An 11,882-nucleotide genomic window follows, 5' to 3' on the forward strand; every position below is an offset into this window, starting at 1 on the left:
TTTTTTCAAAGAATTTACTTAGACTTTTGCGGCACTTGATTTGCCGACTCTTGGTTTTCTGGCTTGGGATAAACAGCTACCCAATCAAGAGAACGGATTGGCGGAAAAAGCTCAATTTTTGCCACTGATGCTGGGAGTTTCTTTAAATCCAGCGACTTAATTCGTCCTACTGCCAAACCGGAGGGAAATTTCTGACTATAAGTAGATGTGGAAACTAAATCTCCTACTTTGACATTTGGAACTTTTTCATAAAACTCCAATACAGCTTCAGCAGAAGAATCTCCTCGCAAAACGCCTTTAGCTGCTGTGCGGCTAATCGATACACCCACTTGACTTTTGAGATCGCTGATTAACAACACGCGGCTAGTATTAGGAGTTACACTCTCCACCAAACCCACCAATCCGCCTTCTGCCTTGACTATGAAGCCTTCCTGAATCCCTGCATTCGCACCGCGATTCAGCGTCACTTGTTGCCACCATTGGTCAGCACTACGTCCTACCACCCGTGCTGGAATTGGTCGCGATGCCAGCGGCTCTTTTTCCACATAGCCTAATAAATCTTGTAACTTTGTCTTTTGACTTTCCAAATCTACTATACGGGTTTGCAATTCCATTATCCGGGCATCTCTAATACGTTCTTCTGGAGTTGGCCCTGACTGCAACATTTCTAATGGACGGGTAATTGCCTGGTATGTCTCAAGCACTAATTCACCTTGAGTCTGTCGCAATATCCAAGCACTACCAAGTGCTAAAGCTAACAACCCAATTTGCAACCCTTTACGATCCCACCAACGCCGTATTGTCACCATATATACCTGAATGTATTTATATAAATTAAGTTCTACTTGGATTCTATTTATATAAAACCCAAATAGAACTCAAATAGAACTCAATTCTGATATTTTTTTGCTACATATTGCGAGAGCTTTCGATAACAACTCGTTCCAACTGTTTAAAGTTTTCTAACACACGGCCTGTTCCCAGCACAACACAGCTCAAAGGATCAGCAGCAATGTGGGTAATAATCCCTGTTTCATGGCTAACAAGGGTATCTATGCCTTTGAGCAAAGCACCGCCACCAGCTAACATAATACCTCTGTCAATAATGTCTGCTGCCAGTTCTGGGGGTGTGCGTTCTAGTGTCCGCTTCACAGCTTCGATGATTACTGATAGCGGTTCCAACATGCTTTCACGGATTTCTGGGGCTTTGATGGTTACAGTTCGCGGTAGACCCGAAAGCAGGTGTAAGCCTCGGACTTCCATCATCGCGTCATTATCATCATTAGTCGGATAGGCAGAACCAAGCCGAATCTTGATTTCCTCGGCAGTACGTTCACCAATGACTAAATTATGAACTTTCTTAATATACTGAACGATCGCATCAGTCAGTTCATCTCCAGCAATACGTACAGATTCGCTGATTACCGTACCTTGAAGACTCAGCACTGCAACTTCTGTTGTCCCACCACCAATATCGATGATCATGTTGCCAGTTGCTTCAGCAACAGGTAGTCCTGCACCAATGGCCGCAGCTACAGGCTCATCGATTAAATAGACTTTTCTTGCTCCTGCTTGGTGAGCTGCATCCATCACCGCTCGTCTTTCTACTCCTGTGACACCACTGGGAATACCAATGACAATTCGGGGTAGGATTAGAGACTTACCTTCATTTACACGCTGAATAAAGCTTTTCAGCATCAGCTCGGCTATATCAAAGTCAGCGATTACACCATCCCGCAAAGGACGCAGAGCAATCACATTTCCCGGTGTGCGACCGAGCATTTTTTTGGCTTCTTCTCCTACTGCTAGTGCAACCTTTTCGTTGACATCGATAGCAACTACAGAAGGTTCTTGTAGTACAATACCTTTACCAGATACATAAACCAGGGTGTTCGCGGTACCGAGGTCGATACCCATATCCCATGAAGTGCGAAAGTTCCTAAAAATACCCACGCGTCTGTAAGCCCCCTATGTGCGATACTTTTTGACTACAACGGTAATAGTTAATTGTGCCGGATTTGATAAAGTTCTTATCCTGAGTTGAGTCAGTTAGACTATATTTTTATATGATTCCCAGGAATATTTAGTATGTCTCAAGCCCCGTACTTTTTGATATTCTCTGGTTAGATTAGTATATCCGTATATTTTTATGTGTTTCTCCAAATAGTGTGTATAAATTTTCAAGTCAATTATATTGTTAACTGTTTAACACATTATTTTCAAGTCTTTCACAATTCGCTATGATGAAAGTCGAAATTGCTAAGTACGTTTGTACTGAAAGGTAACGCGATGAGTATCAATGTTGTCACCCTCATTGGTCGTGTAGGCGGCGACCCAGAGATTAAGTATTTTGAGTCTGGTAGTGTGAAGTGTAGATTAACACTAGCTGTTAATCGTCGCACAAAAGAAGGTGAACATACCGACTGGTTTAATTTGGAACTATGGGGAAAAACGGCGGAGGTGGCAGGTAATTATGTACGTAAAGGTAGACAAATTGCTGTCAAAGGTTCCTTGAAATTTGACACATGGAGCGATCGCCAAACAGGAGCAAACCGCTCATCCCCTGTGATCCAAGTAGATCAGCTGGATTTATTAGGCTCTAAGCGAGATGCAGAAGGTGGTACAGGAGATATGTCTCCAGAACATTTTTAATTGGGCATCCCTTCTCTGCGAGACGCTACGCGAACGGCTCCGCTCAGGGCAAGTGGGCATTGATTATTAGTCCTTTGCCTTTACAAATGACAAAGGACTAATGACAAATGACTAATAACTAATTTGCAACGTCACCGATGCTTCTACTTGCTGTTCACCACCAACAATCGGGGTGGAAGCATCAGCTGATTTTGCAGCCTCAGCCCGTAAAAACATTGGTGGTGGTGGAGGCGCACTGGCATTATTAACTTGAATGCTGACTATTTCTTTGGATTTAAAACCCAAAGCGTTGAAAACTGCATCAGCTTGCTGCCGCGCGTCTTGAGTAGCTTCTTTTAATGCTTGCTTTTGAGCCGCTGCGATCGCTTCATCTTTCGCAACAAAAGTAATGCCGTTAATTTGTGTTGCACCGGCTTTGACTGCATCATCCAATAATGTCCCAGCTTGCTCAACAGGAATACTAAAACTCACAGTGTTAGTGGCAGCATAGCCTGTAATTCGCTGGATATTATTGGTGTAGCTGTAAACCGGATTGAGACGAATACCGGTAGTTTGTAATTTTTCAACATTTTTGCTCTTGAGAAACGCAACCACCGCCGATGACCTCTGAGCGGCTTCTTGCTGTACCTCTTGGGCTGTTTTCCCCTGAATCTCCACTCCTAAACTGACTTGTGCCAGAGTTGTCGGAATTGTTTCCACTCCGCGACCACTGACACTAAGGGTTCGTGACAATCTATCTTTTTCTTGTGCGAATGCAGGTACTACAAAAGTTGCACATACAAGCATTGCTAAAGGCAGTATTTTCCACAGGTTTGTCGATGGAAAATGAGAACCGGGTAAAGCGGCTCTAGTCATCATATTTGCACTCCTCAAAGTATCCACAGATGTTTTGAATAAAGGTATGTAGCAATCTTCTGGTGGTCGTTGAAAGCCAACAGCCACCATCAGTTTTTCACAACTCAAGTGCGATCACTAGATACAATTTCTATGTTCTTACTTTGACACTGCGATCGTCAAAAGCTGAAATGGTTACATTTTTTGAAACTAAAAAAATTACATCAATGCTGCACAGCGTATTTGAATTCGGATTTCGTCTCTATAGGATGTTTTTCAGAAACGCGTCAGAATCAAAGAGAAGGATTTTCAGAGAACCTAATGCATTTGTTAGATCCAATCAACTTCTCTTTTCCTCTGCTGGCCAGCGCAACAGAAGCCGCAGACAGTTCGATGGTAGTAGCAGCAGTGTTACTAAGCTTAGTAGTCGTTTATCTCGCCAGCAAAGTTGGTGGAGAGTTATCAAACCAAGTGGGTTTGCCGCCTGTTTTAGGTGAACTCGTTGGCGGTGTAGTAGTTGGCATCTCTGTTTTCCACCTTTTGGTATTTCCAGAAGGCGGCACAGACAGTTCTAACTCTTTGATCGTGTCCTTCCTTCAAACCACTGCTGGTTTAACGCCTGAAGCCGCTCCAGCAGTGTTTGCAGCCCAGTCCGAGGTCATTTCCGTTTTGGCAGAATTGGGTGTGATTATTCTGCTGTTTGAAATCGGCTTGGAGTCGAATTTAAAAGATTTAATGGCAGTTGGTATTCAAGCTACTGTTGTCGCAGTAGTTGGGGTAGCAGTACCCTTTGCGGCTGGGACTGTGGGACTAATGACTTTGTTTGGTATTAGCGCTATACCCGCAATTTTTGCAGGGGCGGCTTTGACTGCCACTAGTATTGGTATTACTTCCAAAGTGCTGTCAGAACTGGGGCGACTCAATTCTAAAGAAGGGCAGATTATTTTGGGTGCTGCTGTCATTGATGACGTACTAGGAATCATCGTTTTAGCGGTAGTTGCCAGTTTAGCTAAAGACGGCGTGGTGGATGTCAGCAAAGTCATTTATTTGATTATCAGCGCCACTGGTTTTATTTTGGGAGCAATCCTACTAGGCAATGTTTTCAATAAGTCCTTTGTAGCGATCGCTGATAAACTCAAAACACGCGGTGGACTGGTAATTCCAGCATTCATCTTCGCTTTTGCTATGGCATACCTTGCTGCCGTCATCCACTTGGAAGCAATTCTGGGAGCTTTTGCAGCTGGTTTAGTTCTAGAAGAGACAGATAAGCGTAAAGAACTGCAAAAGCAAGTCTCTCCTATTGCTGATATGTTAGTACCAATTTTCTTTGTGACTGTTGGCGCAAAAACCGATTTGGGAGTATTAAACCCAGCAATTCCCGACAATCGGGAAGGTCTAATTATGGCAACTTTCCTGATTACAGTAGCCATTCTCGGTAAAGTAATCACAGGTTTAAGCGTGTTTGGTCAACCGGAAATCAACCGTTTAGCGATCGGTGTGGGGATGATTCCTAGAGGCGAGGTTGGGTTAGTGTTTGCTGGTGTCGGCGCTGCCAGTGGCGCTCTCTCGAAACCGTTAGGAGCAGCAATTATCATGATGGTTATCTTGACAACCTTTTTAGCTCCTCCATTGTTACGATTTGTGTTTCCAGATCCAAAAACCGTGGATGGAAGCTCAGAGCAACTAATTTTAGACGGTTCCTCTGGGACTTCGTTGGTAATTGAAACACCTCAGTCGAGGATGCCAGCATCAAATGACAGCAGCAATTTGGGAGTAACTCCAGATTCTGGCGATCGTTAATTATTAAGAATGGGGAATGGGGCACTGGGCATTGGGTATTAGGAGTGCTGAGTTAATAGTTAAGAGTTAAGAGTTAGGAGTTTTGTTTATCTCCTTGTCCCCTCATCTCCCCGCTCCCCTGCCCCTCTGCCCCTCTGCTCCCCTGCTCCTTTTCTCCTCTGCTCCCCTGCTCCTTTTCTCCTCTGCTCCAATTGTGCAGTGGAAACTTCTATCCTAAAATCTCCGTCCCGTGTGATTGTAGAATAATCATTTGTTTATAATTTCTACCAGCATTCAGAATGTTACTTAATTTCTAGTCTGCCTTGGCTTGTTAGCCTTTATCTGAATATTTTCTAGATAATTGGGGAGTAACACCCATAAATCTTGCTAGATCGTTTGACAGTAATGGGAATTATTTACTCAGTGCATCGATGGCAACAAAGAACAAACACTTATCAGTAAACAGCTATCAATTATCAGTTTTCTAGCTTTATTGGGAGTCAGAGTTCTCCATCTGTAAAGGTGGAAGGTTTCGCATGGGGATTTAAACTTAATTTGAAACCCGATCAATGATTTAAGTGTGTCTAAATACCAGCTTAAAAATCAAACAAGGGATTCAGAGATCAAGTTTCGGTGGTGATAGTGTGATGATGATTTACCAATGAGTTGAGATATTGACGGCTCCCATGAATGTGAATTAGGAGAAAGGACTGTGAAATTACACTGGTTACTACCCAGCACTATTGGAACTATCTTCATGCTATCGTCGCCAGCAATGGCCGCGAGGCTTGAATCTTGGCGCTTTGATGCCAATCAAAACAGGCTGGAAATTAATACTGTAGGAGCAGTTCAACCCCAAGCACAACTAATTTTCAACCCAACTCGGCTGGTAATTGATTTGCCAGGAACTACATTTGGTCGTCCACAGTTAACCCAACAGGTGGGTGGTGGAATTCGCTCAATCCGTGTTGGACAGTTTGATGTAGATACAACACGCATAGTTGTCGAACTGACTCCTGGTTACAGTTTAGACCCCAAAAGAGTGAAATTTGTTGGTACAACTGGCGATCGCTGGACAGTGCAATTACCTACGCCAGAAGTTGAAAAATTAGCTACTTCTCCTAGAAATGCTTACAGCGTAGTTACCCCAGATTCGGAAACTAGACCTAGTATTTCAAGGGTTGCCAGTACTACACGAGGAGCAACTGAAATTGAGAGCTTACAGGTAACAGGTGATGGGTTGTTCATTCGTACCAGTGGTGGTAATCCTCCGATTCAGGTAATTCGCAGCCGCGATCGCGCTACCATCTTTCTAGATATCTCTGGTGCATCTTTATCACCACGTCTGACGCAGCAGAGTAATATACCCGTTAACAAACATGGTATTAGCCGCGTCGAATTCACCTCATTACAAACCCAACCTCCTGGTGTCCGCCTAACTTTACGGGTAGATAAAAATAGCCCAGATTGGCGAGCAAGTAATAGTAACGATGGTAGTTTGATAATTCTACCTAGTCGCGTTGTCAGATTGCCTAGAAGTAATAATTCGGACAATCAGTCAGAAGCCGTTTCCTTGCCCAATAGACCATCTACCAACAACTCGGTAGCAACAATTGAGTCTGTGCAACTTGCCGATAATGGCAAACAACTGCTAATTAGAGGCAACCAAGCTTTATCTGCTACGGCAACCTGGGATAGATCCTTAGGTATTTTCCGCGTCACAATTACTAATGCCAAGTTAGCTCCCAGAGTTATAGGGCCTACTTTTGCTCCCAATAGCCCCATTCTTCGGGTACGTCTGCAACCTCAAGCATCCACCAATACAGTGGTTGTTTTAGTTCAACCAGCAGGAGGAGTGCAGCTTGGGCAACCCCAGCAAATCGGCGACCAGCTTTTGGCTCTACCAATACAAGGTTCTCGGCGAATTGTCAGCCTCCCTGGAAGACCACCCTTTGCTTTACCTGGGCTACCACCGCCGAACCGCGGGCCATTCCCAGACCCAAACAATCCAAATCCCCAGCCCCCAACACAACCACAACGCCGAGTTACCAATGGGCGAGTGGTAGTCCTTATTGACCCCGGACATGGTGGTAAAGACCCTGGAGCTGTAGGTCTTGGTGGACTACGCGAAAAGGATATTATTTTGCCTATTAGCAAAAGAATAGCTCAGGTATTGCAGCAAAATGGCGTACAGGTAGTTATGACGAGGGATTCTGACTATTTCGTTACCCTACCAGGACGAGTGCAATTAGCAGAGCGAGCTAATGCTGATGTGTTTGTTAGTATTCATGCTAATGCAGTCGGCCCAGGTCGTTCGGATGTCAGTGGCTTAGAAACGTATTATTACGATAGTGGTTTGGGTTTGGCTCGCATTGTCCATAACAGTATTCTCCAAGGTGTAAATGTCAGAGATAGGGGAACGCGGCGAGCCAGATTTTTTGTCCTCAGAAAAAGTTCTATGCCTTCAATTCTGGTAGAAACAGGTTATTTGACCGGTCGAGAGGATAACGCTAAACTCAGAAACTCAGCTTACCAAAATCAAATGGGAGAAGCGATCGCTCGTGGCATTCTTCAGTATCTAAAGAGAAGATAAGTAATTTAGTCTAAATTTCTAAATTGTTGAGTAAGTACATCTAATCTTTACCATTTTTATCCAATTTAGTAGTAAAACAATTTAAGTATTCTTGCGGCGGGATAAAAGTAGCTTCTTTGTTATTGTCATTTGATACTTTGCAAGTCAACAAATTTTGGATTTTAGACTTCGGCTCCTTTCGGCTTTGCTACCTCGACTTCGCTCGGCATAAGTCAAGGCAAGTCGCTCAGTCGAACGATTTTGGATTTGTATCACCTACAACAGGTGTTAGTGTAGCAAGACGCTAGTCTGGCAGGAAACTAAAATCGGGAATCTAAAATTTAAAATTGGCAGTCAAATTTATATAGGCTAATGGCATGGCAAAATCAGAGGAGCGTGCTATATTTTACGCCATTAGCTGTGTCTTAATAACAGCGCAAAACTCAAGTGTGCGCGGTGACGGTGTGAGGATTTGCCAATATGTTGAGATGTTGACGGCTCCCATAAATGTGAATCAGGAGAAAAGACTGTGAAATTACGCTGGTTACTATCCAGTACTATTGGAACCATCTTCATGCTATCGTCGCCGGCAATGGCCGCGAGACTTGAATCTTGGCGTTTTGATGCCAATCAAAACAAGCTGGAAATTAATACTCAAGGGGATGTTCAACCCCAAGCACAATTAATTTTTAACCCGACTAGACTAGTAATTGATTTACCAGGAACCACATTTGGCCGCCCGCAGCTAACCCAACAAGTGGGCGGTGCAATTCGTTATATTCGTGTTGGGCAGTTTGACGAACAAACAACGCGCATAGTGGTTGAACTGACTCCTGGTTATAGTTTAGACCCTAAACGAGTGCAATTTGTGGGTACAACTGGCGATCGCTGGACAGTGCAATTACCTACGCCAGAAGCTGACAATGTACCCGCAAGAAACACTGAGGGGCAACCAGAACAGGCTATAGCCACTAATACTTCACCCAGAACATCTACACAAACATTCCCCCCAAGGAATATTTACAATGTGGTGACAGCAGATTCTGTAAATCCACTGAATACCAGACCACTGAACAACAGAATGGTTGTCGCCAAAGTGACTCAAATTGAGAACTTACAAGTCACTGGTGATGGTTTTTTTATCCGCACCAATGGTGGTAATCCTCAAATTCAGGTAAATCGTAGCAACGATCAGAAGGCAATTAACATCGACATTGCTGGTGCAACTCTATCACCAAGTTTAGAGCAGCGAGATTTGTCGATTAATCGTTATGGTGTTAGCCGTATCCAGTTCACCCAGCTGCAAACCAACCCATCTGTTGTTCGCCTGACTTTACAAGTAGATGAAAATAGTCAAAATTGGCGAGCAACTACTAGCAGTGTTGGTGGTTTTGTGGTTCTACCCAGTCGTGGAGTTGCCCAGCTGCCTGGAAGTAACAGTCCACGTCCTATAGCACCAAGTAACACACCTGCTAACATTCAGTCTGTGCAACTGGCTAATAATGGTACACAATTGCTGATTCGAGCCGACCAAACTTTGTCTGCTACAGGAGGCTGGGATAGAACCTCTGGTCTGTTCCGTATCACTATCAACAATGCTAAGTTAGCTCCCAAAGTCACAGGCCCGACTTTTAATCCTAATAGCCCGATTTTGCGGGTCCGCCTGCAACCACAAGAATCCAACACTGTCACCGTTTTGGTTCAACCAGCAGCCGGAGTACAAATTGGGGAACTCAACCAGGTTGGCGACCAGTTTTTAGCTTTAGAATTACGACGCTCTAGTAGCAGCATCACACCGCCCATTGCTTTACCTCCTCTGCCATTACCAGACCAAGGACAATTACCAAATTCCATAGATAACCCCCGTCCAATCTCCCAGCCACGACCACGCCCCTCAGCTCCCAGAGGGAAATTGCTAGTTGTTATTGACCCAGGACATGGTGGAAAAGACTCAGGTGCCCCTGGTTTGGGGGGACTTTTAGAAAAGGATGTAATTTTGCCTATTGGGAAAAGGGTAGGAGCAATTTTAGAGCAAAACGGTGTGCAAGCTGTACTAACACGGGATGCCGACTTTTTTGTAGAACTTCAGGGACGGGTAGATATTGCCAAGCGAGTTAACGCGACTTTGTTTGTCAGCATTCACGCTAATTCCATTGAGAATCGCCCTGATGTCAATGGCTTAGAAGTTTATTATTACGAGAGCGGTTATGGTCTGGCTGAAGCAGTTCGTAAAACTATTCTCCAGGATATCGGTACTATTAAAGATCGGGGAACTCGCAAAGCCAGATTCTATGTTCTTAGGAAAAGCTCCATGCCTTCGATTTTGGTAGAAACAGGCTATATGAGTGGTTACGAGGATAATCCCAGATTGGGAACACCAGAATATCAAAATCGGATGGCAGAAGCGATCGCTCGTGGCATTCTAAAATACTTACAGCAGAGGTAATATAGTACAAATTACTAATTAAAGAGGTAGTATTTAAACTTCTTTGATGTGCAGAATTTAGTGGTCAAATTGGAGATTGTCTGCTAAGTTCTGTATTTTAAATCCCCAAACCTAAATATATATCTGCCTGTGTATTCATCTTCCATTTTTGAAGGGAATCTTGACGATTTTTCCGAGCGAGAACCCCAACGTGCCCCAATTGGCATCTTTGATAGTGGTGTGGGTGGGCTAACAGTACTGCGACAAGTGTATCGACAACTCCCCAATGAATCAATTGTTTACTTTGGGGATACAGCTAGACTTCCTTACGGAATTCGTTCACAAGCAGAAATTTTACGATTTACACGTGAAATTATTACCTGGCTACAACAGCAGCAGGTAAAAATGGTAATTATGGCTTGCAACACCAGTTCTGCCTTAGCCCTAGAAACTGTGCGTCAAGAATTCAGCATACCCATTTTGGGAGTAATCCTACCGGGTGCAAAAGCTGCGGTGCAGCAAGGAAAGCGCATTGGTGTAATTGCCACTCCAGCTACAGCTAAAAGTAATGCTTATAAGCACGCTATTCTCGAAATTGCTCCCGATGTCCAAGTCTGGCAAGTTGGATGTCCAGAGTTTGTGCCATTGATTGAGCAAAACCGCATTCACGATCCTTACACTGCTGAAGTGGCACGAGCTTACCTAGAGCCTTTATTAGAGCAGGAAATTGACACCTTAGTTCACGGCTGTACCCATTATCCCCACCTTACACCAGTACTGCGATCGCTCCTCCCCTCTCAAGTCCAGTTGGTCGATCCAGCTGTTCATGTTGTGGCAGCTTGTGCCCAAGAACTAGACTTACTAGGCTTAAGAAATACTCATCTACCATTACCAACTCGCTTCGCCGTCAGCGGTTGCCCGCAACAGTTTTCCCAGTCAGGAGTGCAGTGGCTAGGCTATACCCCAATGGTTGAAGAGGTTTCTTTCACTGATATCGCTATTTCCCAACTCCATAAAACTAATTAGTCCTTAGTCCTTAGTCATTAGTCATTTATCGAAACAAATGACGAATGACTAAGGACAAATGACAAATGACTATTGACTATTAACTGATATCTCCTGCTTGCGTTTTCCTTCGGTAGATGAAGGGAAACTTCTAGGAACAGTCTTTGTACCCGTTCGCTTTGCCAGTGCTAATAACAGGTAGACTGTGAACAAATATCCAGAGGCTAAAATAAAAATCATCATAGGTATACTTCCGTAAATCATTGTTCTACTAGCACCCTTCTAAACAAATATAAAATTCCATAAAATTAGTAGAACCTCAGCCAAGCAAGTGCATTCTTGATGACTGTAGTTTCCTATGGTAAAATTACTTATAGAGATAAAATCCTCTACGGACAAAGAATTTATGAGCTAATGCGACTTATTGCAGACCATAGATCCCACAGCAGTTAGCTTGCCGTTTAGCAATCTAAAACTACGATTCTCAGCGGTCTACTCGATCTGCTTTATTTTTTGCTCAAACTGCTGTGAAAAGAGCAATGCTTGCGCCCTACGTGCGCGGAGTACGTATAGCGGTTTCCCATAGGAATATCACACAGCTCCAAACCAGGAGTT

10 protein-coding genes are annotated in these 11,882 nt (G+C 43.9%); 6 read left to right on the forward strand and 4 right to left on the reverse strand.

The features are described 5' to 3' along the window. Nucleotides 1-14: 14 nt before the first annotated feature. The gene (mreC, locus tag RMY27_RS18305) at nt 15-809 is read right to left on the reverse strand and encodes a rod shape-determining protein MreC (protein WP_322665569.1); all 795 of its coding nucleotides are present in this window, start codon (nt 807-809) and stop codon (nt 15-17) included. A gap of 100 nt (nt 810-909) precedes the next feature. Continuing rightward, complete coding sequence (locus RMY27_RS18310; RefSeq protein ID WP_322665570.1) at nt 910-1,917, reverse strand: rod shape-determining protein; 1,008 nt, start codon at nt 1,915-1,917, stop codon at nt 910-912. Between the two features lie 372 nt (nt 1,918-2,289). On the opposite strand from RMY27_RS18310, the gene RMY27_RS18315 reads away from it, so the two are divergent. Beyond that, nucleotides 2,290-2,652, forward strand: a complete 363-nt coding sequence (locus tag RMY27_RS18315; RefSeq protein ID WP_322665572.1) for a single-stranded DNA-binding protein — start codon at nt 2,290-2,292, stop codon at nt 2,650-2,652. A gap of 111 nt (nt 2,653-2,763) precedes the next feature. Here RMY27_RS18315 and RMY27_RS18320 read toward each other — a convergent pair whose 3' ends face one another. Continuing rightward, nucleotides 2,764-3,507, reverse strand: a complete 744-nt coding sequence (locus RMY27_RS18320) for an SIMPL domain-containing protein (protein WP_322665614.1) — start codon at nt 3,505-3,507, stop codon at nt 2,764-2,766. A gap of 300 nt (nt 3,508-3,807) precedes the next feature. On the opposite strand from RMY27_RS18320, the gene RMY27_RS18325 reads away from it, so the two are divergent. From RMY27_RS18325 to murI, 5 genes are all read left to right on the forward strand, one after another. Next, entirely contained in the window at nt 3,808-5,286 is a 1,479-nt protein-coding gene (locus RMY27_RS18325) for a cation:proton antiporter (protein WP_322665574.1), read from the forward strand. 691 nt (nt 5,287-5,977) lie between these two features. After that, nucleotides 5,978-7,858 (forward strand): N-acetylmuramoyl-L-alanine amidase, encoded by a 1,881-nt coding sequence (locus tag RMY27_RS18330; RefSeq protein ID WP_322665576.1) that lies wholly within the window; start codon nt 5,978-5,980, stop codon nt 7,856-7,858. Nucleotides 7,859-8,214: 356 nt separating this feature from the next. Next, nucleotides 8,215-8,370, forward strand: coding sequence for a hypothetical protein (locus RMY27_RS18335; protein WP_322665579.1), 156 nt, complete (start codon nt 8,215-8,217; stop codon nt 8,368-8,370). Next, nucleotides 8,367-10,283, forward strand: a complete 1,917-nt coding sequence (locus tag RMY27_RS18340; protein ID WP_322665581.1) for an N-acetylmuramoyl-L-alanine amidase — start codon at nt 8,367-8,369, stop codon at nt 10,281-10,283. Before RMY27_RS18335 ends, RMY27_RS18340 begins: the two co-directional genes overlap by 4 nt. 129 nt (nt 10,284-10,412) lie before the next feature. After that, complete coding sequence (murI, locus tag RMY27_RS18345; protein WP_322665583.1) at nt 10,413-11,288, forward strand: glutamate racemase; 876 nt, start codon at nt 10,413-10,415, stop codon at nt 11,286-11,288. A 69-nt stretch (nt 11,289-11,357) separates the two neighbouring features. Here the strand turns inward: murI and RMY27_RS18350 are convergent, their stop codons facing one another. Then, a complete protein-coding gene (locus RMY27_RS18350) occupies nt 11,358-11,510 on the reverse strand; it encodes a hypothetical protein (RefSeq protein ID WP_322665620.1) in 153 nt (50 codons plus the stop codon). Between the last annotated feature and the right edge of the window lie 372 nt (nt 11,511-11,882).

It is taken from the genome of Nostoc sp. DedQUE09 (assembly GCF_034530915.1).
In the GTDB taxonomy this organism is placed as follows: Bacteria; Cyanobacteriota; Cyanobacteriia; order Cyanobacteriales; family Nostocaceae; genus Nostoc.